The 22,677-nt window shown below is 67.4% G+C and carries 24 protein-coding genes; 18 read left to right on the top strand and 6 right to left on the bottom strand.

Features of this window, described 5'->3' with window-relative positions:
* Positions 1-3: 3 nt before the first annotated feature.
* The 10 genes from FGL98_RS09845 to atpD all read left to right on the top strand — a co-directional run bounded on the left by FGL98_RS09845 (position 4) and on the right by atpD (position 8,843).
* Positions 4-1,113 (top strand): glycosyltransferase family 4 protein, encoded by a 1,110-nt coding sequence (locus FGL98_RS09845; RefSeq protein ID WP_146316591.1) that lies wholly within the window; start codon positions 4-6, stop codon positions 1,111-1,113.
* A 316-nt stretch (positions 1,114-1,429) separates the two neighbouring features.
* A complete protein-coding gene (locus FGL98_RS09850; protein WP_146316592.1) occupies positions 1,430-1,621 on the top strand; it encodes an AtpZ/AtpI family protein in 192 nt (63 codons plus the stop codon).
* Positions 1,622-1,693: 72 nt separating this feature from the next.
* On the top strand, positions 1,694-2,092 hold the full coding sequence (locus FGL98_RS09855) for a hypothetical protein (protein ID WP_146316593.1): 399 nt from the start codon (positions 1,694-1,696) through the stop codon (positions 2,090-2,092).
* Positions 2,089-2,889 (top strand): F0F1 ATP synthase subunit A, encoded by an 801-nt coding sequence (gene atpB, locus FGL98_RS09860; RefSeq protein ID WP_146316594.1) that lies wholly within the window; start codon positions 2,089-2,091, stop codon positions 2,887-2,889. The genes FGL98_RS09855 and atpB overlap by 4 nt, the downstream gene beginning before the upstream one ends.
* Before the next feature lie 92 nt (positions 2,890-2,981).
* Positions 2,982-3,242, top strand: coding sequence for a F0F1 ATP synthase subunit C (locus tag FGL98_RS09865; protein ID WP_342779961.1), 261 nt, complete (start codon positions 2,982-2,984; stop codon positions 3,240-3,242).
* Positions 3,243-3,267: 25 nt separating this feature from the next.
* Positions 3,268-3,834, top strand: a complete 567-nt coding sequence (locus FGL98_RS09870) for a F0F1 ATP synthase subunit B (RefSeq protein ID WP_146316595.1) — start codon at positions 3,268-3,270, stop codon at positions 3,832-3,834.
* Entirely contained in the window at positions 3,834-4,649 is an 816-nt protein-coding gene (locus FGL98_RS09875) for a F0F1 ATP synthase subunit delta (RefSeq protein WP_146316650.1), read from the top strand. Before FGL98_RS09870 ends, FGL98_RS09875 begins: the two co-directional genes overlap by 1 nt.
* A gap of 87 nt (positions 4,650-4,736) precedes the next feature.
* Positions 4,737-6,374 carry a F0F1 ATP synthase subunit alpha gene (gene atpA / locus FGL98_RS09880; protein WP_146316651.1) on the top strand — a complete coding sequence of 546 codons (1,638 nt, stop codon included), beginning with the start codon at positions 4,737-4,739 and terminating at the stop codon, positions 6,372-6,374.
* 39 nt (positions 6,375-6,413) lie between these two features.
* Positions 6,414-7,334 (top strand): F0F1 ATP synthase subunit gamma, encoded by a 921-nt coding sequence (locus FGL98_RS09885; RefSeq protein WP_146316596.1) that lies wholly within the window; start codon positions 6,414-6,416, stop codon positions 7,332-7,334.
* A 24-nt stretch (positions 7,335-7,358) separates the two neighbouring features.
* Positions 7,359-8,843 (top strand): F0F1 ATP synthase subunit beta, encoded by a 1,485-nt coding sequence (atpD, locus tag FGL98_RS09890; RefSeq protein WP_146316597.1) that lies wholly within the window; start codon positions 7,359-7,361, stop codon positions 8,841-8,843.
* A 97-nt stretch (positions 8,844-8,940) separates the two neighbouring features.
* On the opposite strand, the gene FGL98_RS09895 is transcribed toward atpD, so the two are convergent.
* The gene (locus FGL98_RS09895) at positions 8,941-9,963 is read right to left on the bottom strand and encodes an isopenicillin N synthase family dioxygenase (protein ID WP_146316598.1); all 1,023 of its coding nucleotides are present in this window, start codon (positions 9,961-9,963) and stop codon (positions 8,941-8,943) included.
* A gap of 106 nt (positions 9,964-10,069) precedes the next feature.
* Positions 10,070-10,909, bottom strand: coding sequence for a hypothetical protein (locus FGL98_RS09900; protein WP_222432101.1), 840 nt, complete (start codon positions 10,907-10,909; stop codon positions 10,070-10,072).
* A 66-nt stretch (positions 10,910-10,975) separates the two neighbouring features.
* Here FGL98_RS09900 and asnB point away from each other — a divergent pair, with 66 nt between their 5' ends.
* The 3 genes from asnB to FGL98_RS09915 all read left to right on the top strand — a co-directional run bounded on the left by asnB (position 10,976) and on the right by FGL98_RS09915 (position 14,579).
* The gene (asnB, locus tag FGL98_RS09905; protein ID WP_146316599.1) at positions 10,976-13,633 is read left to right on the top strand and encodes an asparagine synthase (glutamine-hydrolyzing); all 2,658 of its coding nucleotides are present in this window, start codon (positions 10,976-10,978) and stop codon (positions 13,631-13,633) included.
* A gap of 235 nt (positions 13,634-13,868) precedes the next feature.
* The gene (locus tag FGL98_RS09910) at positions 13,869-14,138 is read left to right on the top strand and encodes a F0F1 ATP synthase subunit epsilon (RefSeq protein ID WP_146316600.1); all 270 of its coding nucleotides are present in this window, start codon (positions 13,869-13,871) and stop codon (positions 14,136-14,138) included.
* Positions 14,139-14,147: 9 nt separating this feature from the next.
* Positions 14,148-14,579, top strand: a complete 432-nt coding sequence (locus FGL98_RS09915) for a DUF2550 family protein (protein ID WP_146316601.1) — start codon at positions 14,148-14,150, stop codon at positions 14,577-14,579.
* 11 nt (positions 14,580-14,590) lie between these two features.
* On the opposite strand, the gene FGL98_RS09920 is transcribed toward FGL98_RS09915, so the two are convergent.
* A complete protein-coding gene (locus tag FGL98_RS09920; protein WP_146316602.1) occupies positions 14,591-15,232 on the bottom strand; it encodes a cob(I)yrinic acid a,c-diamide adenosyltransferase in 642 nt (213 codons plus the stop codon).
* A 175-nt stretch (positions 15,233-15,407) separates the two neighbouring features.
* Between FGL98_RS09920 and FGL98_RS09925 the strand changes: the two genes are divergently transcribed.
* Complete coding sequence (locus FGL98_RS09925) at positions 15,408-15,788, top strand: STAS domain-containing protein (protein ID WP_146316603.1); 381 nt, start codon at positions 15,408-15,410, stop codon at positions 15,786-15,788.
* Between the two features lie 19 nt (positions 15,789-15,807).
* On the opposite strand, the gene FGL98_RS09930 is transcribed toward FGL98_RS09925, so the two are convergent.
* The gene (locus tag FGL98_RS09930; protein ID WP_146316604.1) at positions 15,808-17,337 is read right to left on the bottom strand and encodes a gamma-glutamyltransferase; all 1,530 of its coding nucleotides are present in this window, start codon (positions 17,335-17,337) and stop codon (positions 15,808-15,810) included.
* Complete coding sequence (nucS, locus tag FGL98_RS09935; RefSeq protein WP_146316605.1) at positions 17,337-18,032, bottom strand: endonuclease NucS; 696 nt, start codon at positions 18,030-18,032, stop codon at positions 17,337-17,339. The genes FGL98_RS09930 and nucS overlap by 1 nt, the downstream gene beginning before the upstream one ends.
* 73 nt (positions 18,033-18,105) lie before the next feature.
* Between nucS and FGL98_RS09940 the strand changes: the two genes are divergently transcribed.
* The 3 genes from FGL98_RS09940 (at position 18,106) to FGL98_RS09950 (ending at position 20,821) form a co-directional block, all read left to right on the top strand.
* A complete protein-coding gene (locus FGL98_RS09940; protein WP_146316606.1) occupies positions 18,106-19,761 on the top strand; it encodes a 3-hydroxybutyryl-CoA dehydrogenase in 1,656 nt (551 codons plus the stop codon).
* A gap of 62 nt (positions 19,762-19,823) precedes the next feature.
* Positions 19,824-20,066: a hypothetical protein gene (locus FGL98_RS09945; RefSeq protein WP_246136481.1), complete on the top strand. Its 243-nt coding sequence runs from the start codon at positions 19,824-19,826 to the stop codon at positions 20,064-20,066.
* Positions 20,067-20,107: 41 nt separating this feature from the next.
* Complete coding sequence (locus tag FGL98_RS09950; protein WP_146316653.1) at positions 20,108-20,821, top strand: alpha/beta hydrolase; 714 nt, start codon at positions 20,108-20,110, stop codon at positions 20,819-20,821.
* Positions 20,822-20,898: 77 nt separating this feature from the next.
* On the opposite strand, the gene mce is transcribed toward FGL98_RS09950, so the two are convergent.
* The gene (gene mce, locus FGL98_RS09955; RefSeq protein ID WP_146316608.1) at positions 20,899-21,333 is read right to left on the bottom strand and encodes a methylmalonyl-CoA epimerase; all 435 of its coding nucleotides are present in this window, start codon (positions 21,331-21,333) and stop codon (positions 20,899-20,901) included.
* Positions 21,334-21,441: 108 nt separating this feature from the next.
* Between mce and FGL98_RS09960 the strand changes: the two genes are divergently transcribed.
* Complete coding sequence (locus tag FGL98_RS09960) at positions 21,442-22,650, top strand: acetyl-CoA C-acetyltransferase (RefSeq protein WP_146316609.1); 1,209 nt, start codon at positions 21,442-21,444, stop codon at positions 22,648-22,650.
* Positions 22,651-22,677: the final 27 nt, after the last annotated feature.

The raw sequence follows: 22,677 nt of genomic DNA on the forward strand, positions 1-22,677 counted from the left end.
CCCGTGCGTGAGTATCTGCTCATCTGCATCATCGCGGGGGTCGTCACGTTCGTGACGACCCCCGCGATCAGGTGGGCGGCCATCAGATTCGGCGCCGTCACCGCAGTCCGTGGTCGTGACGTGCACTCCGTCCCGATCCCTCGTCTCGGCGGAGTCGCGATGCTGCTGGGGTTCGGCGCCGCCGAGCTGGTCGCGAGCAGACTGCCCTACCTGTCGGGGTTGTTCGACGGTGGTGGCCAGCACCAGCTGATCAGCGTGTTGATCGGGGCAGCACTGATCACCGCGCTCGGGGCCGTGGACGACTTTCGGGGCCTCGACCCGATCACCAAGCTCGCCGGGCAGATCCTCGCCGCGGGGGTGATGGCCTACGGGGGAGTGCTGCTGGTCTCGTTGCCGATCGCCAACACCTACACGGTGCTGCCCGAGCCGGTCCTGGTGGGACTCACCATCTTCATCGTGCTCGCGATGACGAATGCGGTGAACTTTGCGGACGGGCTCGACGGGCTGGCTGCCGGCTTCGTCGCCATCGCGGCGACCGCCTTCTTCCTGTGGGCCTACACCTACGCCCAACTCGGCGGTGGGCCCGGGCGGGTCTTCTCAGGAGCTGCGTTCATCTCGGCGGCGACGATCGGCTGCTGCCTGGGTTTCCTGCCGCACAACTTCCATCCGGCCAAGCTGTTCATGGGAGATGCCGGAGCCCTCCTGCTCGGACTGCTCGTCGCCGCATCCACCATCTCGATGACCGGCAACTTCGACCCCTCGCAGGCATCCTCCACGCATCGTGCGACGTTCGCCTTCTGGTTGCCGATCGTGCTGCCACTGTTGATCCTGGCGCTGCCGGTGCTCGACGTGATCCTGGCGATCATCCGTCGTGGTCCCAAGTTCTGGCGCCCGGATGCCAAGCATCTGCACCACCGAATGCTGCAGATGGGGCACCCGCATCGCCGGGCGGTGCTGCTGCTCTATCTGTGGTCTGCGTCGGTCGCCATGGGCGTGCTGTCCTTCTCCTACGTGTCCGCGCCGATCGCCTCGACCATCCTGGTGGTCATGCTCGCGGTGTCGTTCCTCCTCACCTGGGGGCTACCCCGGTGGAGCTCGACCCGACGCTTGTGATAACTTTCACAAGCAGGAAGGATCCTCATCCAGCGATGAGAATGCCCCTTCGCGAGACGCCCGACAAGTTTGTCCTATGAAGTCCTCCCCGAGGCCCCCGCAAAGTATTGAGCGAGGGACGAGCGAGAACTTTGTGGGGAATTGTGACGCCCACGATCCGGCAGAGAAGGAAGCCCGCCATGGACTCCCCTACGGTGCACCAGCAGTGCCCGTCCGACGACGCACGTGCCTGTCCAGCGCCCGCCGTCGAAACCCCCGGCAACGCCGTTTTGAGGCGTACCGTGGGTCATTCCGTGGTGAAGAGGAGCAATCGCTCGTGGTGTACGATGACGACCGGGATCTCGGTCCTGGAGCATGGGATCTCATCGGCCTCGGCGGCGTCCTCGTCACCAGTCTCGCCATCGGGCTGGCCGTCGGCCTCGTGGCAGACTCCCACGCAGAAACTTCACCTACTTTCACGATGCTCTTTCCCGCCATGGGCATGGCCCTGGCTCGCTGGGCATCGTGATGGCGGGTGCGCAAGGTCATCAAGAGCTGGCGACTCGTGCACGCAAGAACTTGTCGAGAGGAAGGTGAGGCGATGAGTGGATCACCGTTGTCCCGGGCCCTGGCCAATCAGCGGCGGATGCTCATCCTGGGCCTTGTCCTGTGCGCCGCGGCCGTCTGGCTGACCGCAGTCTTCGGCCACTGGCAGGTCGGCGTGTTCCTGGTCGTGGGCATCCTGCTCGGCATGATCAACCAGGTGGCCACGGAGGTCACCCTGCTGCGCGCCGTCGAGAGCGGCGAGGAACTGTCCCGCAAGCAGTACGGCATGTCGTCCCTGATCCGGCTGATGGGCGTGAGCGTTGTCGCGATCGCCGTCACCGTGATCTTCTGGTCCTCGGGTGGCGCCGCGACCCTCGTCGGTCTGGCCGTCTTCCACCTCATTACGCTGGTCGCCACGAGCCTCCCGCTGCTGAAGGAGCTGAAGAAAGTATGAGTCCCGCGCTCGCTTCGACCATTGACATCAATGTCGGTCAACACATTCAGCGGCAGTTCCTGGGCATGACCTTCAATCTGGACACCATCTGGTCGACGGTGATCGCCGGCCTGATCGTGGTCGGTCTCGGTTTGTGGATGCGGTCCAAGATCACCTCGGGTGTCCCGAGCAAGCTGCAGATCATGTGGGAGTCGATCGTCGATACGGTCACCAAGCAGGTCGAGGACTCGCTGGGCACGATCAACCCGTTCGTCGTGCCCCTGGCCATCGCGCTGTTCACCTTCATCCTGGTGGCCAACTGGATCGAGATGGTCCCGACGATGGACAAGGTGCCCTCACCGTCGGCCGATGTGAACCTGACCTATGCCATGGCGCTGTTCGTGATCGTCTGTGTGCACGTCTACAGCATCCGGCAACGACGACTCGGCGGATACATCAAGCACTACTTCCAGCCGTATCCCGCCCTCGCGTTGTTCAACCTCATCGAGGAGATCGCCAAGCCGTTCTCGCTGGCTCTTCGACTCTTCGGCAACATCTTCGCCGGTGGCATCATGCTCTCGCTGATCGCCCTTTTCCCCAGCTACATCCTGTGGGGACCGGAGATCGTCTGGAAGCTTTTCGACATGTTCATCGGTCTCATCCAGGCGTTCATCTTCGCGCTGCTGACCATCCTCTACTTCGGGATGGCCGGGTCGCACGACGAGGAGCATGAGCAGGAGGGCGCGGCCAAGGCCAAGGCTGACGCCGCCGAGGAGAAGATCGGCGAGTCCGTCCCCGAGCTTCAGGGCGCGCACTGACCACCCCGGTCAGAATCACCAGAGCTGTACGACGCAGTAATGAATAAGGTGCCGGAGCCCGCGCTCAGGCACCCGTAACCAAGGAGAATGACATGGCAGCAACAAGCATGGAATCGGCCGTCAAGACCGCCGGCGCCTTTGTCGGTGGTGGACTCGCACTCGGTGGCGGTGCCATCGGTGCCTCCATCGGTGACGGTCTCGCCGGTAGCGCGACCATTTCGGGTATCGCCCGTCAGCCGGAGGCCCAGAGCCGCCTGATGACGGTCTTCTTCCTGACGGTTGGTCTCGCGGAGGCGATGTACTTCATCAACCTTGCTTTCGCAGTGATCTTCGTCTTCGTCCTGGGCAAGTAATTCCTTCTCTGAAGGAGAGGGAGACATGTTGATTCACGCATTGGTCCCGGCGGCCGACAACCCGCTGATGCCGAATGGGACATTCATTGCCGAGCTGATCGCGTTCCTGCTGATCCTCGGCGCGCTCGCCAAGTGGGTGGTGCCACCGATCAACCGGGCACTCGTGGAGCGGCAGGAGAACATTCGGGAGCGCTTCGAGGAGCTCGAGGAGTCCCAGGCTGCCGCGAAGGAGACCGAGGGCAAGTACCGCGCCGCTCTCAAGGATGCCCGGCACGAGGCCGGCGAGATCCGGCAGCGGGCGACGGCCGACGGCGAGAAGATTGTTGCCGAGAGCCGGGAGCACGCCAAGGCCGAGGGCACCCGCATCGTCGAGGCTGCGCACAAGCAGACCGAGGCCGACCGGCAGCAGGCGGAGGTCCAGCTGCGTGGTCACGTGGGCAAGCTGTCAACCGATCTCGCGAGCAAGATCGTCGGTGAGTCACTCGAGGACGAGGCGCGTCAGCGCGGTATCGTCGAGCGGTTCCTCGGCGAGCTCGAATCGGGTTCCGTCAAGGCCGAGAAGGTCGGGTCGGGACCAGAGGCCGGCGCGTGATGCAGGGCGCCTCGCGTGCTGCGCTCGCACAGAGCCGAGACGACCTTCGCGCGTTGCTGTCCGGCGACGGTGTCGACGCGGCCGGTGTCGGACGCGAGCTGCTCGAGGTGACGCAGGTCCTGGACTCCAGCGCATCGCTGCGTCGCGCCCTGGCCGCACCGGCAGCCGAGAGCGAGGCGAAGCAGGCACTTGTCGAGCGACTGCTCGTCGGCAAGGTCGGCGACGGAGTCGTGCAGCTGCTGCGCCGTGTCGTCGGGCACCGGTGGTCGTCCGAGAAGGACATCCCGGATGCCGCCGAGTTGTTGGGGGTCGAGGCGACATTCAGCGCAGCCGACCGCCGCGGCCGGCTCGACCAGGTCGAGCACGAGCTGTTCAGCTTTGAGCGGTTGGTCGCCGGCAATGCCGAGCTTCGGGACGCGGTGACCAACCGGCAGCGCGCCGGTGCCGACAAGGCCACGCTCGTCCGACGGCTGCTGGACGGCAAGGTCGAACCGGAGACCGAGGCACTGGCGGCGAATGCAGCAGCGCACCCCCGTGGGAAACGGTTCGCTCAGGCGATCGAGTCCTACATCCGCATCTCCGCAGCCATGCATGACCAGCTCACCGCGAGCGTCACGGTCGCCGTCCCGTTGACGCCCGAGCACCACGACCGGTTGGCCCGCGCACTGCAGACTCTCTATGGGCAGCCGGTGCAGACCAACGTTGTCGTGGACCGATCCATCTTGGGCGGTGTCCGGGTGCAGGTGGGTGACGAGGTCATCGACGGAACCATCCAACGACGCCTGGAAGAGGCTCGTCGGCAGATGGCCGGCTGAGCACCAACGCAGACATACCGGCGCTCCGGCGCCCGGACCACCGACCACAGCATGACCGGCCAGAGTGCCGAGCAGAAGGAGAAGATGATGACGGAGCTCTCGATCCGTCCCGAGGAGATCCGGGACGCGCTGGATGGATACGTCCAGTCCTATGAGCCCGGTGCTGCCGCACGCGAGGAGATCGGCCGGGTGGCCGATGCCAGCGACGGGATCGCCCACGTCGAGGGCCTGCCCTCGGCTATGACCAACGAGCTGCTGCAGTTCGAGGACGGCACGCTCGGCATCGCCCTGAACCTGGACGTGCAGCAGATTGGTGTCGTCATTCTGGGTGACTTCTCCGGCATCGAGGAGGGCCAGGAGGTCAAGCGCACCGGCGAGGTCCTGTCGGTCCCCGTCGGTGACGAGTACCTCGGCCGGGTCGTCGACCCGCTCGGCCAGCCGATCGACGGCAAGGGCGAGATCAAGGCGGAGGGACGCCGTGCCCTCGAGCTCCAGGCACCCTCGGTCGTGCAGCGCAAGTCGGTGCACGAGCCGATGCAGACCGGCATCAAGGCCATTGACGCGATGGTGCCGATCGGTCGCGGCCAGCGCCAGTTGATCATCGGCGACCGCAAGACCGGCAAGACCACGGTCGCGATCGACACGATCATCAACCAGAAGCAGAACTGGGAGTCCGGCGACGAGAACAAGCAGGTCCGCTGCATCTATGTCGCCATCGGTCAGAAGAACTCGACCGTCGCCGAGGTCCGCGGCACGCTCGAGGAGGCCGGCGCGATGGAGTACACCACCATCGTCAACGCCCCCGCCGGTGACCCGGCCGGCTTCAAGTACCTGGCCCCCTACACCGGTTCGGCCATCGGCCAGCACTGGATGTATGCCGGCAAGCACGTCCTGATCGTCTTCGACGACCTGTCCAAGCAGGCCGAGGCCTACCGCGCCGTGTCCCTGCTGCTGCGTCGTCCGCCGGGCCGTGAGGCATACCCCGGTGACGTGTTCTACCTGCACAGCCGGCTGCTCGAGCGTTGCGCCAAGCTGTCCGACGACCTCGGCTCGGGTTCGATGACCGGACTGCCGATCATCGAGACCAAGGCCGGCGACGTGTCGGCCTACATCCCGACCAACGTCATCTCCATCACCGACGGCCAGATCTACCTGCAGGCCGACCTGTTCAACTCCAACGTCCGCCCTGCGATCGACGTGGGTGTGTCCGTCTCCCGTGTCGGTGGTGACGCACAGGTCAAGGCCATGAAGACGGTCTCGGGCCGCCTGAAGGTCGACCTGGCGCAGTTCCGTGCCATGGAGGCCTTCGCGATGTTCGCCTCGGACCTCGACGCCGCCTCCCGCCAGCAGCTGGCTCGTGGTGCCCGCCTGGTCGAGCTGCTCAAGCAGCCGCAGGCCTCCCCGCTTCCCGTGGAGGAGGAGACCGTCGTCGTCTGGGCCGGCACGACCGGCCACGTCGACGACGTCGCGGTGGAGGACGTGCGCCGCTTCGAGGCCGAGTTCATCGACTTCGTCAAGCGCGACCACAACGAGATCCTCGCCACCTTCCGGGACACCGGCAAGATCTCGGACGAGACGGTGTCCCAGCTCGAGACTGCGATCGAGGAGTTCAAGGAGCAGTTCCAGCCGAGCGAGGAGCGCGGCGGCGAGGGCAGCGAGAAGCACGACGAGATCGCGCAGGATCAGATCGATCAGGCGAAGATCGTCAAGCAGCACAAGGCCTGACGTCCTGTCTCGTAGCAAGCTTTAGGAAAGGGGCGCCCTATGGGAGCGCAGATGCGGGTCTACCGTCAGCGCATCCGGTCGGTGCAGTCGACCAAGAAGATCACCCGCGCGATGGAGCTGATTGCGGCCTCTCGTGTGGTGAAGGCGCGGCAGTATGTCGTGGAGTCCACGCCATACGCGTCGGCTCTCACCCGTGCGGTGTCGGCAGTGGCGTCGAACTCGAACGTCGACCACCCACTGACGACCGAACGCGCGGAGCGTCGACGGGCCGCGGTGCTGATCATCACCAGCGACCGCGGACTGGCCGGGGCCTACTCGGTCAGCGCGATCAAGGAGAGCGCCGAGCTCATCGAACGGCTGAAGGGTGAGGGCAAGGACGTCATGCCCTTCCTCGTCGGTCGCAAGGCGGTCAGCTACTACAAGTTCCGCCGCCGGGAGTATGCGCAGGAGTGGACCGGCTTCACCGACAACCCGAAGTTCGAGATTGCGCGGGAGATCGGCCAGGCGCTGACCGATGCGTTCAACCTCGGCTTCGACGAGGGTGGCGCCGACGAGGTCCACGTCGTCTACACCAAGTTCGTCAACATGGTCACGCAGGACCCGAAGGTGCTTCGGCTGCTGCCACTCGAGGTCGTCGAGGGCGACCTGGAGGGCGCCGACCTCGACCACGACGGACGCCCCGACGGCCCGATGCCGCTGTATGAGTTCGAGCCGAGCCCGGAGGAGGTGCTTGATGCACTGCTGCCGAAGTACATCACCTCGCGCATCTTCAACGCGCTGCTGCAGTCGGCGGCATCCGAGCTCGCAGCCCGCCAGCGGGCGATGAAGTCGGCGACCGACAACGCCGAAGAGCTCATCAAGACCTACACCCGACTGGCCAACCAGGCTCGTCAGGCCGACATCACCCAAGAGATCAGCGAGATCGTTGGTGGCGCCAGCGCACTCGCGGACGCCAGCTGAGCGCCTAAGCAGAAGGAAGAGTCCATGAGCACAATTGCCCCAGAGGCGAATCCGACGGAGGCCACCGGAACCCCCGGGGGAACCGGTCGTATCGCGCGTGTCACCGGCCCCGTCGTCGACGTGGAGTTCTCCGTCGACACGATGCCTGAGATGTACAACCTGTTGACCCTCGAGGTCGACCTGAGCGGCTCGAACGTCGAGGGTGAGGGCAAGACCAAGGTCAACCTGGAGGTCGCCCAGTATGTCGGCGACAACATGGTGCGCGCAGTGTCCCTGCAGCCGACCGACGGTGTCGTGCGTGGCCAGCGGGTCACCGACACCGGTGGTCCGATCAGCGTGCCCGTCGGCGACGTGACGCTGGGTCACGTCTTCAACACCACCGGCGACTGCCTGAACCTGGCCGAGGGCGAGACCCTCGACGTCAAGGAGCGGTGGGGCATCCACCGCAAGGCGCCCGACTTCGACCAGCTCGAGTCCAAGACGCAGATGTTCGAGACCGGTATCAAGGTCATCGACCTGCTGACGCCTTATGTGCAGGGTGGCAAGATCGGCCTGTTCGGTGGTGCCGGTGTCGGCAAGACGGTGCTCATCCAGGAAATGATCGCCCGCGTCGCCCGCGACCACGGTGGTGTGTCGGTGTTCGCCGGAGTCGGCGAGCGCACCCGTGAGGGCAACGACCTGATGGTCGAGATGGACGAGGCCGGTGTGCTCGGCCAGACCGCGCTGGTCTTCGGCCAGATGGATGAGCCGCCGGGCACCCGGCTGCGGGTCGCGCTGTCCGCGCTGACCATGGCGGAGTACTTCCGCGACGTGCAGAACCAGGACGTGCTGCTGTTCATCGACAACATCTTCCGCTTCACCCAGGCGGGTTCTGAGGTGTCGACCCTGCTTGGTCGGATGCCGTCCGCGGTGGGTTACCAGCCGACCCTGGCCGACGAGATGGGGGTGCTGCAGGAGCGCATCACCTCCACCCGTGGCCACTCGATCACCTCGATGCAGGCGATCTACGTGCCGGCCGATGACTACACAGACCCGGCTCCGGCCACGACGTTCGCGCACCTGGATGCCACGACCGAGCTGTCCCGTGAGATCTCCTCACTCGGCATCTACCCGGCCGTGGACCCGCTGACCTCGACGTCGCGCATCCTCGACCCGCGGTACATCGCCAAGGATCACTACGACACCGCGGTGCGCATCAAGCAGATCCTGCAGCGCAACAAGGAGTTGCAGGACATCATCGCGATCCTCGGCATCGACGAGCTCTCCGAAGAGGACAAGGTCCTGGTCAACCGGGCCCGCCGCATCCAGCGGTTCCTGTCGCAGAACACCTACGTGGCCAAGCAGTTCACCGGCCTCGAGGGCTCGACCGTGCCGCTGTCGGAGACGATCGAGGCGTTCACCAAGATCGCCGACGGTGAGTACGACCACGTCGCCGAGCAGGCGTTCTTCATGTGCGGTGGCCTCGACGACGTCGAGCGCCAGTGGGCGGACATTCAAAAGAGCCTGTAAGCCCACCCGATTGTCCACTTTGGCCCGAGGGGCGCAGCTACAGCTGCGCCCCTCGGGCCAAAGTGCATTACTGGGCGGACGCGGGTTGCCGCGAGGATCAGGCGGGGCGATCCACCAGGTCGGCGTGGTGGATGGCCGCGACGTCCGGATGGGCGCGCAGCCGCGACTTGAGGGCGTTCGCTCCGTAGGTGGCGAAGATCGGATTGCGTGGATCCTGGGTCACGCCCACGGCCTGTGCCGCAAGCTCATTCGGGAGGGTGAGGATCGGCATCTGCGAGTCGAGGGCGGGGTTGAAGAAGTAGGGGGCGGAGATGCGCTCGCTGCCTTCCGGTGGCGACACCACCCGGTGGACGGTCGCGCGCAGATAACCGCCCGTGGCGTATTCCAGCAGTTCACCGATGTTGACCACGAACGCTCCCGGCATCGCCGGAGCGTCGATCCACTCGCCGTCATGCTCGACCTGCAGACCGCCCTTGCCGGGTTCGACGTAGAGGAGGGTCAGCACGCCGCTGTCCTTGTGCGCCCCGACTCCCTGGGGTGCACTCTGCTGCGCCCGGCCCGGGTAGCGGACGATCTTCATCAACGTTGCCGGCACGTCACCGAAGGCGGAGTCGAAAACGGTCTCCGACTGCCCGAGCGAACGCGCCCAGGCGTGCAGCAGGCGGCGAGCCACCTGCGCCAGGCTGGTCTCCCAACGCTCGACCACGGCGCGCAGACCGGGCAGCGCGGCCGGCCACTGGTTGGGGCCCTGCAGCCGTTCCCAGCCCGGCGATCCCGGTCGGATCGGCAGCGCGGCTCGCTCCGGGCCGATGTCGATCTGCTCGCGCCAGTCGACCGTGCCCTGGGTGCGCTCGCCACCGACCCGGGTGAAGCCCCGGAAGTGCGCAGACCGCGTCATGGCGATGGCGCCCTTGTCCGCCTCGGGGAGCGCGAACAGCTCGTGGGCGGCGCCGATGACGTCATCCATGACGCTCTGCGGCACACCGTGGCCCACCAGGTAGAAGAACCCGATCTCGTGGGTCGCCCGGCGCAGTCCGCGAAGAAAGTCGTCGGCGCCCTGGTCTCCCTGATCGAGCTGGGACAGGTCGAGCACTGGCAGGGACTCGAGGTGGCTGGGCATGGGCGTCTCCGGGGTGGTTCTCGGCGATGAGTCGAATAACCCGATGTTAGGACCGCCATGGGTTTGCCGTGGGTCATGTCCCGGGATGTGACCCACCCCACGCGATCTACGGCTCGGTGGCCGCGTCCGGGCTGGTGTGTGACGCCAGCGCGATGCAGCCGGCGAGCGTGGCCACGAATCCCAGGCCGGCCACCACCGACAGGCCCGGCCGGACGGCGTCCCCGAGCAGGGACAGGCCGATCAGCGCGGGCAGCACCGTCTCCACGCCGAAGGTGATTGCGGCAACCGTCGTTGTGCGGCCGCGCTCCAGCGCGAAGCCGTACGCGCTGATGGACAGCACGCCCTGCAGGACCATCGTCCAGACCAGGGGGTCGGCGAGAGAGTGCCACCAGGGGTGCCGGAACTCGAACATTCGAGCCGCGACCCCGACCATCGCGAATCCAGCGCCGCTGGCGAGTGCCAACAGCACCGAGGACCGGCCACGATGTCGATCGAGCAGCGCCCCGCCCGCCAAGGCTCCGACCGGCACGACGGTGGCCAGCACCATCCAGCTCGCAAGCGATCCGGTATGCCGTGCCGGACCGCCCTGTGCGGTGAGGGCGAGCAGCACCAGGCCCACGCCTACGACCAGCAGGGCGGCGATCTCGGCTCGACGCAGGCGAGCGCCGAGCACGAAAACCGCAAGCACCGCGGTCACCGCGACCGCCGAGGCGACAGCGGACTCCACCAGAAAGAGCGGCAGGTCGTGGAGGGCGGCGGCGGAGGCCAGGAAGCCGAGCGCGTCCAGCAGGATGCCGAGCCCGAACAACTGGCCGGCCCGCAGTCGGTCCTGCCATGGGCGGTCACGGGGGACGTCCGCCAGGCGGCGGACGCCGATGGCCTCCATGATGGTGGCCGAGCCGTACGCCAGAGCGGCGACCAGCGCGCCAAGCAGTCCGAGCAGCACGCACCCCAGGTTGTCACGGCGGGCCGCTGCGCGGGATGTCAGCCGGTGCCTAATAAGGTTGGGCGCATGTGTGGAATCGTGGGCTACTTCGGGCCGGCTGCCGACGAGGCGACCCTGCACCGGATGAACGACTGTCAGCAGCATCGCGGACCCGATGGCGAGGGCACGTTCCTCGAGGGTCAGGTCGGGCTGGCCCACCGTCGCCTGTCGATCATCGACCTCGCACACGGTCAGCAGCCCCTGACCACCGACGACGGTCGCTACACGCTGTCCTACAACGGTGAGGTCTACAACTACCTCGAGCTGCGGGCCGAGCTGGAGGCGGCCGGGCGTACCTTTGCCACGGACTGCGACACCGAGGTCGTCCTGCAGGCGTTCGCGCAGTGGGGGCAGGAGGCCTTCGACCGGTTCAACGGGATGTGGGGCCTGGCGATCTGGGACGCCCAGGAGCAGCGGCTGACCCTGTCGCGAGACCACTTCGGCATCAAGCCCGTCTACGTCGCCCAGGTGGGGGACACCTGGCTGTTCGCCTCGGAGATCAAGTCGATCCTGGCGAGCGGGCTCTACGAGAAGAAGCCCAATGACCGGTCCATCTACCGGTATCTGCGTTTCCGCATCCACGAGGACGGGCGCGAGACGTTCTTCGCGGGCATCGAGCGGCTCGAGCCCGGCGAGGTCATGACGATCGGTGCGCACGGTGTCGACCGCCATCCATACACTCGCCTGCGCGAGGAGCTGGCCGAGCTGGCCACCCAGCAGCGCGTGTATGACGATGCCGCGGCGGCCGAGTACAAGCAGCGTCTCAGCGAGTCCATCCGACTGCGACTGCAGTCCGACGTGCCGGTGGGCACGTCGCTGTCCGGCGGCCTGGACAGCAGCGCCGTCGCCGTCATCATCAACAAGCTGCTGAACGACCACGACGAGGGCGCAGCCGCGGTCGGCGCCCGCCAGAACACCTTCTCCGCGGTCTTCCCGGGGTCCCTGAACGACGAGGAGAAATACGTCGACGCGGTCCTCGACATCTGCCAGGGACAGGTGAATTCGCACAAGATCAAGCCGACCGCCGACGAGTTCAAGGTCGACCTGCGGGACTTCATCCGCACCCAGGAGGAGCCGCTGATCTCCTCCGGCCCCTACGCCCAGTTCCAGGTCATGCGCGAGGCCACCCAGCACGTCACCGTGCTGCTCGACGGCCAGGGCGCCGACGAGATGATGGCCGGCTACATCCCCTACTACTTCGTCTACCTTCGTCAGCTGCGGGCCCAGGGAAACAAGGCCGCGCTGGCTGAGTTGTCACGAAGCCTCGACGTGATCTACCGCCTCGGCCGGTTCAGGCTGCAGGCAAAGCTCAAGGGCCGCAAGGGGATACCTGCGACGCAGCTGCTGGGAACGGCCTTCGCCCGCACGCATGCCGATGAGGAGTTCCACACCGAGGGCAGCAACCTCAAGAAGCGCCTCATCGAGGACCTGTTTCACAACTCACTGCCCTCGCTGTTGCGCTACGAGGACAAGAACACCATGCGTTTCAGCCTCGAGGGACGCGTGCCGTTCCTCGACAAGGAGGTCGTGAAGTTCGTCTTCAGCCTGTCGGACGAGGCGATCATCAAGGACGGCTGGAACAAGCGGGTGCTGCGCGACGCGACCCGGGGCCTGCTGCCCGAGATGATCAACCGGCGGCGCAACAAGATCGGTTTCACCACTCCGCAGGGCGAGTGGTTCATGCGGCTGAAGAACCACTTCTACAACATCTTCCTCTCCGAGACCTTCGCGAACCGGCCCTACTTCAACCAGAACGAGGTGCTGCACGCGTTCGAGGGGTGGATCAAGGGCACCAACGACGTCGACTCGATGACCTTCTGGAGGCTGCTGAACGTCGAGCTGTGGCTGCAGGAGTTCTTCGACGAGCAGGACGACGAGCCGCAGGACGCCGAGCCGCACGTCAAGTCCGATCTCGAGCCGAACGCCGACAAGCAGCTGGACCTGGGCACGTCGCTGGGGGAGACCGTGCGCCGCTACCCGCTGCGCACCGAGCTCGTCAGCCGGGACGACGACCTGGATGCCCGCGTGCTGCCGCAGATCGACGGTTTCATCGAGACGCTCATGTCCGACCCGGACCACTCTCGCGGCACTGCGGGGAAGCCGTGGTACTTCTTCATCTCCGAGAAGATCATCGCGATCACCCAGGGCCGCTCCTACTTCATCTGGGACATCAACGTCGGCCGGCCCGCCCGCGTCCTGTCGAAGTACGTGACCCGCACCCCCGCCGGCATCGGCCTCGGGTCACCGTTCACGATGCAGCTGGCGATCCAGGAGGCGGGCCTGCCGCGGGTGCTGTATGCCAGTGCCGGCGGCGCCGTGGGCAAGCTCATCGGCCGTCGTGGTCTCTTCTACGACCTGGTCGGTGGCGACATCCGGGCCATCGACGGCCCGACCGAGTACTCCGCCTACCCCTCGAACGTGTCGGCCAAGCTGGCGCCCAAGGATCCGGACCAGGTCGCGGCACGGCTGTCCGCGGCCATCCGGGCGCGACTGCCGGAGGAGTACCGCGACACCTTCGGCGGGACGATCGTCATGGACGCCAACGACATCGGCCGCAACGTGCTGGGAGCCGACGTGCCTACGCCGTGGACGAGGTTCGAGGAGATGTTTGCCGACAACCCGCTCGGGCAGGGCGCCGAACAGACCCCGATGGCCGCGGTGTTCGTGCTCGACGGGAAGAGCTGAACCCGCCAGAGCGTCGCCGCTGCATTTGGGTGTCGCTGGTGTCGATATGCGGGTCTGAACGTGGAGATCACCCGCATTTGGGTGTCGCTGGTGTCGATATGCGGGTTGATGACGGATGGCGGGTCGCTGGTCGCCGGAAAGGGGACCGCCGCAGTGTGGGACTCGGATTTGGGCATACCACGCGCGCCGGTATCATTGGACGACCGTCGCACCGCATTCTCGAGGAGTCGTTTCCGTGAGTAGTCTCAACGTCCAGCTTGTCGCTGCCGATCGGAAGGTCTGGGAGGGCGACGCGAAAGAAATCAGTTGTCGCACGGTTGCCGGTGAGCTCGGCATACTGCCCGGCCACGCCCCGCTGCTCTCGGTGCTGGACGAAGGGGACCTCATCGTCGACCCGGTCAGCGGTCAGCGCAGCACCGTCACCATCGATGGCGGGTTCATCTCGGTCGACAGCGACAAGGTCACCATCGTCGCTGAAGTAATCAGCGGCACTGTCGGGGCCTGAGTCCAGCGCGTGGCCGCCGACTTCCTCATCTCAGCGGAGGTCCTTGGCGGCTGCCTTCTGGTAGTCATCGCCGTCCTGGTGTTGATGGTGCTGCGACGGCGCGCAATAGCTCGAGGACAGACGGTCACGCTGATGGCCATGGCGCGCGGTGACGGGTGGAAGCTCGGCATCGCGCGCTTTTCCGTCGCCAGCGTGCAGTGGTTTCCGATCGTCGGGGTCGGTCTGCGCCCTCGAGTGGAGTGGACCCGTGGAGAGCTGGTGCTCGAGGTGCCCACGTCCCTGGAGGGGCGCATCCGGCCGCTCGCGATCCTGGACCCCGTGGGCGTCATCTGCCACAGCGCCGGCCACGACTTCCGTATCGCGCTCGCGGAGGGGGACTACACGGCGCTGCGGTCATGGTCGGAGTCGGCCCCGCCCGGGCTGAACGCCAACGTCGCCTGACGCCGGCTCCGTCAGGGCTTTTTTCGCTTCTCGGGTGCCGCCACCCGACCGCCACCCGGCTGCCACAGCACATCGCCGCCGTGGGACAGGTTGGCGACCCGGGCCAGGAGGAACAGCAGGTCCGACAGCCGATTGAGATACTTCGCGGTCAACGGATTGACACCGCCGGGCTGCTCGCTGCCATCGCCGGGAGCGACCTGGTCACCGTAGGCCTCGAGCGCTGCCCACGACGAGCGCTCCGAGCGCCGGGCGACCGTGCGCGCCACGTGCAGATGTGCCGAACCCGCGCTGCCGCCGGGCAGGATGAAGGACCGCAGCGTCTCCACCTCGTCGTTGTACCTGTCGCAGTCCCTCTCCAGGTCGTCGATCCACGCCTGGCTGACCCGCAACGGCGGGAACTTCGGCGACTCGACGAGGGGTGCGCACAGGTCCGCGCCGACGTCGAAGAGCTCGTTCTGCACGCGCATCAGGGTGGCTGCGACGTCCTCGCGCAGCTCGCCGCAGGCCAGTGCCACCCCGATACAGCTGTTGGTCTCGTCCGTGTCGGCGTAGGCCACCAGGCGAGGGTCGGTCTTGTGCGTGCGACTGAAGTCGCCGAGGGACGTGCTGCCGTCGTCGCCGGTGCGAGTGTAGATGCGGCTCAGAATCACCATGACCTCATCGTGCCAGACGCCCGAGGACCGGGCCGCACCCACGGTCTGTCACCCGGCCGCAGTGGTGTATACCACGTAATCGAATCGTGACCTCGAGGTTCGCAACCATTCCCGGATGCCATGCGTCAATGGAACAACCAACGCCACGTATGTGCGATGAAGGGGAGGCTTGACGATGGCTCGATCGGGGGATCAGCGAGTTGTTGCAACGACGATCGATGAGGTTGTCGCGGGAAGTGAGGTCCGGGTTGCCGGCCCGCTGGACGTGCACAGTGTCGCCGATGTGCGCACGGTGCTCGGTCGGATGATTGACGATGGTGCGGGCGACCTGGTCCTGCATCTGGCGGACGCCGAGATCGGCGACGCGACCGGACTGGGCGTCATCGTCGGGGCTCATCGACGCGCCATGCGCGCCGGACGGCGGCTGGTGCTGGCGGACACGTCACCCCGCCTCGAGCGCCTCCTGCGTGCCACCAAGCTCGGCCGTGTCATCGCGGTGGACCGGTCGGTGCCTGCCGCACCCTCGATCCTGCGTCCGGCCGTCGGCACCGCCTGAGGACGGGCAGGCGCTGGGCCTAGCCGATCGCGGTTGCCGCGGCACGGCGCGGGTCGGCGCCCGCCTGCAGGTCCCCGTGCGCGTCACGCCACGCCACCCCCACCCCGCCGAAATACATGGCGTGCGCCTCGTGCTGTACTCCGTGGCCGCCCGTCGCCACGATCGCCGCGGTGATGCGCGGATCCGGCTCGTGATCGACGACGAGCTCGTCGCCGCCCGCTTGCACGTGCAGGCGGGGAGCGTCGATCGCCTCCTGTATGCCGGTTGTCGAGAGGGCGAAGCGGCTCATCACCTGCATCAGTGCGGTGGTGATGCGGTCCGCGCCGGGACTGCCGATGGCGAGCGTCGATCCATCCTGGTGCCGTGCCGTCGTCGGCGCCATGTTGGACGCCAGCCGGGTGCCCGGTGGCAGCGCGTGCAGGCCGAGCCGATTGAGCTCGGGCTCGCCGAGGCAGTTGTTGAGGATCAGCCCGGTGCCGGGCACCGTCACGCCCGAGGAGTAGCCCGCGGACGTGGTGATCGCGCATGCCATGCCGTTCGCATCCACGACGGACACGTGTGCGGTGTCGGTCGAGGTCGGCAGCGACTCCAGCCCCGCCGTCTCCAGCGTTTCGAGCAGTTCGCGGCCGGCCTGCTTCAGGTCGTGAGCGCGGTCCAGTCGGGTCGAGCGATAGGCGAGGACCTGCCGCTGCACCTCGATCACGTCGGCTGGGGAGAGTCCGCGGTCACGCAGCAGTCGCAGCATGGCGGTGAGTACCGGCCCGCCGATCGACGGGGGCGGGTTCGTCGCGACGTCCCAGTCCCGGAGGGTGGCGCGCGTCGCTGGACGAGCGACGGCCGTGTATGCCGCAAGGTCGGCGCGGGTGATCAGGCCGCCCTCGCGCTGCACGTGGTCGGCCACGGCCTGCCCCAGCTCCCCGCCATACAGGGTGCCCACCCCGTCGCGGGCGATCCGCTCGAAGGTGTCGACGAGGTCGGGGCTGGTCATCAGCGTCCCCGGGCCGACCGGCTCGTCACCGTCGAAGTGCTGGGCTCGGGTCACCGGGTCGAACGCGTACAGCGTCCGCCCGACCAGCTGCAGGTAGCTGCCGGCCGCGGCGCCGATCCGGAAGCCGCGCCGGGCGGCGTCGATCGCCGGGTCCAGCACGTCCTTCCACGGTGCCGCGCCGTGATCGCGGCGAGCCAGGTCGAACGCGGCCAGGGAGCCGGGGGTGCCCGCCGAACCCGCCCCGGCGTACACCGTGATGCCGCCGCCGTAGTCCAGCCGCAGCTCGCGCAGCCCGCCGCCGAACCGCGCTTTGGGTAGGCCGCGCCCGGGCATCTCGGTGTTGCCGTCGTAGACGACCGGGTCGCCGCCGACCGGCCAGACGTTGACGTAGGCACTGCCCAGTGCGCTCACGATGCCCGGCTCGGTGACGTAGGTGACCATCAATGCGGCAACGGCCGCGTCGACGGCAGTCCCGCCGAGGTGCACCACATCCACGCCGGCCTGCGCGGCCAGCGCATTCGGCGCGGCGACGGCAACACGCGGTGACGAGGGCGCCGACATCAGAACAGCCGTGCTGTGGAGTCGTCCATGCCCTTGAGCGCCTCATAGTCCAGGGTCACGCAGCGGATGCCGCGATCCTGCGCCAGCGTGCGAGCCTGCGGCTTGATCTGCTGCGCGGCGAAGACCCCGGCCACCGGCTGCAGGTGGGGGTCGCGGTTCAGCAGCTCGAGATAGCGGGTGAGCTGCTCGACGCCGTCGATGTCGCCGCGGCGCTTGATCTCCACGGCGACTGTGGCACCGTCCGCGTTGCGGCACATGATGTCGACCGGACCGATCGCGGTCATGTATTCGCGGCGGATCAGCGAGTAGCCCTCGCCGAGCGTCTGGATGTGCTGCGCCAGCAGGGCCTGCAGCTGGGCCTCGACACCGTCCTTGACCAGGCCGGGATCGATCCCGAGGTCGTGGCTGCTGTCGTGCAGCACCTCGTGGATCAGCACCCGCAGCCGGTCCTCGGACTTCGTATGCTGCACGGCCCATGCGGCGATCACACCGTCCTCCCGCTCGTCGTCGCTGGGGTCGACCTCGGCCATCCGGCAGGGCGGCGCCATCCAGTTCAGTGGCTTGTAGGAGCCGCCGTCGCTGTGGACGAGCACGGAGCCATCGGCCTTGACCATCAGCAACCGGGTGGCAAGGGGCAGATGGGCAGTCAGCCGGCCCACATAGTCCACGCTGCACCGGGCAATCACAACTCGCACCGGTTCAGCCTAGGCCACCTCGCGGCGGGGCCTGGCCTCGTGCCACCCGGCCCCGGGATGCGAGACTGCGTCCATGGCTCGTGACATCAAGATTGTTGGAGTTGTTGGGCTCGGCACCATGGGTGCGGGCATCGTCGAGGTCTTCGCGAAGGCCGGGCTGCAGGTGGTCGCCGTTGACGGCACGCCGGAGCTGGCCGACCGTGGCAGGGGCTTCCTGACCAGGTCGCTGGACCGCGCCGTCAGCAGGGGCAAGCTGGAGGCGGCCACGCGCGACGAGATCGTCGGGCGGGTGACCTTCGCGGACCAGCTGACCCGGCTCTCCGGAGCCGACCTGGTCATCGAGGCCGTACCGGAGCGGATGGAGATCAAGAACGACATATTCGCCACCCTCGACGGCATCATCGCGGAGGACGCGATCCTCGCGTCGAACACCTCGAGCCTCTCCCTGACCGAGATCGCCGCGCACACCAGGCATCCGTCCCGGGTGATCGGGATGCACTTCTTCAACCCCGCGCCGGTGCTCGCGCTGGTCGAGGTCATCACCACGCTGTTCACCGACGACGAGCTCAGCGGAGCGATTCGCTCGCTTGCCGAGCGCCTCGGCAAGCAGCCGGTTGTAGTGAGCGACCGCGCCGGCTTCGTCGCCAACGCGCTGCTCATCACCTACCTGGCCCGGGCCATTCGCACCTACGAGACCGGGCACGTCAGCCGCGAGGACCTGGACAACGCGGGCAAGCTCGGCATCGGCCTGCCGATGGGCCCGCTCACGCTGTGCGACCTGATCGGGCTGGACGTGATCAAGGAGGTCTGTGACGTCCTCTACAACGCCACGCACGACCCGGCCGCCGCACCACCCGCGCTGCTGACGCAGATGGTGATCGCCGGCCGGCTCGGCCGCAAGACCGGCCGCGGCTTCTACACCTACGAGAAGTCGGGGTCCGGTGTCGTCACGGATGCTCCCGAGCCGGTCGCGATCGGTGCTGCGGCCACCTCGATCGCCGTCGTGGGTGCCGGTGAGGTGGCGGCTGACCTGGTGAAGCGGCTGGAGTCCACCGGCGCCTCGGTCACCGCGCTGGACGACCCGACCCGGGACACCTCGACCCTGGCCGGCGTGCCAGTGGTCATGCTGACCGGCGGGCCGCACGGCGGCGCCGACTGTGGGCACGAGGGCGACTGCACCTGCGAGGAGGATGCGACCGGAGCCTGGTTCAGTGAGATCGCCACGGCCATCGACCGCACCGCCATCGTCGTCCCGACCGACGACCAGTGCGGCTGGATCATCGCCGAGCACCTCGAGAGCGACACCCCGGTCGTTCCGGCCCGACTGCACGTGGCGACGCGCACAGGTCAGATCGCCGAGGTGGCGAGCGGACTGGACACCGACCCGTCCGCCGTCTCCACAGTGGATGCGACACTGCGCGCGGCCGGTCTGACGACCATCGTCGCCCGGGACCGCGCCGGCCTGGTCGTCGACGCGTTGCTCTATCCGCACCTCAATGCCGCAGTGCAGATGCTCGACTCCGGCTATGCATCGGCGACCGACATCGACACGGCGATGACGGCCGGCTGTGGCTACCCGAAGGGTCCGTTCGCGATGATCGACGAGATCGGCGCCGATGAGGTCGCGGCCGGTCTGGCGCGGATGCACGGCGAGACGAACGAGCAGGCGCTCGCGCCGGCGCCACTGCTGATCGAGCACGCGGTTGCCGCCAAGCCGTTCCTGGGCTGACCAAGGTGGCTCGTCGAAGCCGGCGGGGTAGGAGTCAGCCTCGCGGTGACATCTCCCGGATCATGGACACCGGTACCCGCACGGAGATTTACGGCGGTGGGTCGTGGACCGTGCGGTCGCTGCGGGGCAACTCCGAGGCGCGCACGTACGTGTGTCCGGGGTGCCAGCAGCAGCTCGCCAGCGGGCAGCCGCACGTGGTGGTCTGGCCGACCGACGGGCTCGGCGGACTGTCCGATCGGCGGCACTGGCATACGCCCTGCTGGCAGGCGCGAGACCGCCGCCCGCCGAGGGGTTCGTGGAAGTAGTCGAGGAAGGACCGCTTGTGAGCGAGATCCGGGCCAATACGATGCTTGCCGCGCGCCGGGAGGACATCGAGCTGCACACGGCCGACGAGTTGACCCTGGTCGGCGAGCTCGCCATGCCCGAGTCCGTCGATCCGGTCGCGACGCTGGTCTGTCTGCACCCGCTGCCGACCCATGGTGGGTTCATGGACAGTCATGTCTACAAGAAGGCGTCCTACCGGCTGCCGGCGCTCGCGGACCTGGCGGTGCTGCGGTTCAACACCCGCGGCACCTCCTCACCGCGCGGCACCTCCGACGGGGCGTTCGACGACGCGGTCGGCGAACGGTATGACGTGGCCGCGGCGATCGAGTACGCCGAGTTCCACGAGCGGCCGGTGCTGCCCACGCGGTGGCTGATCGGCTGGTCGTTCGGCACGGACCTGGCGCTGATGTATGGCGCGGATCCGAGCATCGAGGGCCTGATCCTGCTCAGCCCGCCGCTGCGCTACGCCAAGCCTGAGCACCTGCAGGTCTGGGCGGACTCGGGCAAGCCGGTGGTGGCGCTGGTGCCGGAGTTCGACGACTACCTGCGGCCCGAGGCGGCACGCGAGCGGTTCGCCGCAATCCCGCAGGCACAGATCATCGGCATCGACGGAGCCAAGCATCTGTGGGTGGGGGAGAAGTACGTGCGGCAGGCGCTGAACGAGATCGTGCGAGCCGTGCTGCCGGGCCACGGCCCCCTCCCGACCGAGTCCCCGGACACCCTCATCACCGAGTAGTCACAAATCGCCCCTCGAGGAGTCACGAGTGACTCCTCGAGTGTTGTTAGTGACCTCTCGGGGGAGGAGGGATCGGGTCACTTCTCGACGAGCTCGATCAGCACGCCGCCGGCGTCCTTGGGGTGCACGAAGTTGATCCGGCTGTCGGCGGTGCCGCGTCGAGGTGCGTCATACAGCAGCCGTAGGCCCCTGGCGCGCAGCGCGGCACTGACCTCTTCGACGCTGCGCACGCGGTAGGCGACCTGCTGCACGCCTGGACCCGAGCGATCGAGGAACTTCGCGATGCTCGACTCGGGCGTCAGCGGAGCCAGCAGCTGCACGTGGGCGTGCGGCGCTGCGGCATCGCCGACGCTCATCATCGCCTCGCGGACGCCTTGGTCGTCGTTGACCTCCTCGTGCGTGAGCGTCATACCGAAGGTGTCTCGGTAGAACGCGATCGCCTCGTCGAGATCGCGGACGGCGACCCCGACGTGGTCGATCGCCTCGAACAGGTGGGTTGGCAGAGCGCTCATACCCGCCAGACTAGAGCCACTCCGATACGTCGCGGAGTCACGGCTAGAGTGGGAAGCAGAGGCGCGGATGCCGCGCGCCGCCCGCCGACGTCGTTGGAGCTTGTTGACATGACTGTTGAAGATCGCGTACGCACCCCGGTGATCGTCGCCGGTGCCCGGACCCCGATGGGGCGCCTGCTCGGCGCGCTGAAGGGTTTCTCGGGTGCCGACCTGGGCGGGTTCGCCATCAAGGACGCCCTGGAGAAGGCCGGTGTCACCGGCGACCAGGTCGACTACGTGATCATGGGGCAGGTGCTGACCGCTGGAGCCGGCCAGATCCCGGCCCGCCAGGCGGCCGCCAAGGGTGGCATCCCGATGAACGTGCCTGCGCTGACCATCAACAAGGTCTGTCTGTCGGGCCTGGACTCCATCGCGCTCGCCGCGCAGCTGATCCGCGCCGGTGAGTTCGACGTGGTGGTGGCCGGTGGCCAGGAGTCGATGAGTCAGGCGCCGCATATGCTGACCGGCAGCCGTGAGGGCTACAAGTACGGCGACGTCACGATGAAGGACCACATGGCCTTCGACGGACTGTGGGATGTCTTCACCGACCAGGCGATGGGCAATCTCACCGAGTCGGCGAACAAGGCCGACCAGGAGTTCAGCCGCGAGGAGCAGGACGCGTTCTCCGCGCGCAGCCACCAGCTCGCCGCGCGGGCCTGGAAGGACGGCCTGTTCGACGACGAGGTCGTCACTGTCAGTATTCCGCAGCGCAAGGGCGACCCGATCGAGTTCAAGAGCGATGAGGGGATCCGCGCCGACACGACCACCGAGTCGCTCGCCCGGCTGCGTCCCGCCTTCAGCAAGGAGGGCACGATCACCGCCGGGTCCGCCTCCCAGATCTCCGACGGCGCCTGCGCCGTGGTCGTGATGAGCCAGGCGAAGGCGGAGGAGCTCGGCCTGACCTGGCTCGCCGAGGTCGGCGCGCACGGCGTCGTCGCCGGCCCCGACTCGACCCTGCAGTCGCAGCCGGCGAACGCGCTCACCAAGGCCTGCGAGAAGGACGGCCTCGCGCCGGTCGACCTGGACCTCGTCGAGATCAATGAGGCGTTCGCGGCCGTCGGGTTGGCCTCCACCAAGGCGCTCGGGATCGATCCTGACAAGGTCAACGTCAACGGCGGCGCTATCGCCCTGGGGCATCCGGTCGGTATGTCGGGTGCTCGGCTCGTGCTGCACCTCGCCCTCGAGCTGAAGCGCCGTGGCGGCGGCGTCGGCGGCGCCTCACTCTGCGGTGGCGGCGGCCAGGGCGACGCACTGATCGTCCGCGTGCCGAAGGCCTGAACCACTTCAACCACAGGGGTATCCACC

Source organism: Leekyejoonella antrihumi (assembly GCF_007845645.1).
Classification (GTDB): Bacteria; Actinomycetota; Actinomycetes; order Actinomycetales; family Dermatophilaceae; genus Leekyejoonella; species Leekyejoonella antrihumi.

What these genes read in the sequence shown, in the direction of transcription:
- FGL98_RS09870 (WP_146316595.1), top strand. Translation starts at nt 3,268, where the DNA reads ATGTTGATTCACGCATTGGTCCCGGCGGCCGACAACCCGCTGATGCCG.
- FGL98_RS09885 (WP_146316596.1), top strand. Translation starts at nt 6,414, where the DNA reads ATGGGAGCGCAGATGCGGGTCTACCGTCAGCGCATCCGGTCGGTGCAG.
- FGL98_RS09940 (WP_146316606.1), top strand. Translation starts at nt 18,106, where the DNA reads ATGGCTCGTGACATCAAGATTGTTGGAGTTGTTGGGCTCGGCACCATG.
- FGL98_RS09865 (WP_342779961.1), top strand. Translation starts at nt 2,982, where the DNA reads ATGGCAGCAACAAGCATGGAATCGGCCGTCAAGACCGCCGGCGCCTTT.
- atpD (WP_146316597.1), top strand. Translation starts at nt 7,359, where the DNA reads ATGAGCACAATTGCCCCAGAGGCGAATCCGACGGAGGCCACCGGAACC.
- mce (WP_146316608.1), bottom strand. Translation starts at nt 21,333, where the DNA reads ATGAGCGCTCTGCCAACCCACCTGTTCGAGGCGATCGACCACGTCGGG.
- FGL98_RS09960 (WP_146316609.1), top strand. Translation starts at nt 21,442, where the DNA reads ATGACTGTTGAAGATCGCGTACGCACCCCGGTGATCGTCGCCGGTGCC.
- atpA (WP_146316651.1), top strand. Translation starts at nt 4,737, where the DNA reads ATGACGGAGCTCTCGATCCGTCCCGAGGAGATCCGGGACGCGCTGGAT.
- FGL98_RS09930 (WP_146316604.1), bottom strand. Translation starts at nt 17,337, where the DNA reads ATGTCGGCGCCCTCGTCACCGCGTGTTGCCGTCGCCGCGCCGAATGCG.
- FGL98_RS09875 (WP_146316650.1), top strand. Translation starts at nt 3,834, where the DNA reads ATGCAGGGCGCCTCGCGTGCTGCGCTCGCACAGAGCCGAGACGACCTT.
- FGL98_RS09895 (WP_146316598.1), bottom strand. Translation starts at nt 9,963, where the DNA reads ATGCCCAGCCACCTCGAGTCCCTGCCAGTGCTCGACCTGTCCCAGCTC.
- FGL98_RS09950 (WP_146316653.1), top strand. Translation starts at nt 20,108, where the DNA reads ATGCTTGCCGCGCGCCGGGAGGACATCGAGCTGCACACGGCCGACGAG.
- atpB (WP_146316594.1), top strand. Translation starts at nt 2,089, where the DNA reads ATGAGTCCCGCGCTCGCTTCGACCATTGACATCAATGTCGGTCAACAC.
- FGL98_RS09945 (WP_246136481.1), top strand. Translation starts at nt 19,824, where the DNA reads ATGGACACCGGTACCCGCACGGAGATTTACGGCGGTGGGTCGTGGACC.
- FGL98_RS09925 (WP_146316603.1), top strand. Translation starts at nt 15,408, where the DNA reads ATGGCTCGATCGGGGGATCAGCGAGTTGTTGCAACGACGATCGATGAG.
- asnB (WP_146316599.1), top strand. Translation starts at nt 10,976, where the DNA reads ATGTGTGGAATCGTGGGCTACTTCGGGCCGGCTGCCGACGAGGCGACC.
- FGL98_RS09920 (WP_146316602.1), bottom strand. Translation starts at nt 15,232, where the DNA reads ATGGTGATTCTGAGCCGCATCTACACTCGCACCGGCGACGACGGCAGC.
- FGL98_RS09855 (WP_146316593.1), top strand. Translation starts at nt 1,694, where the DNA reads ATGAGTGGATCACCGTTGTCCCGGGCCCTGGCCAATCAGCGGCGGATG.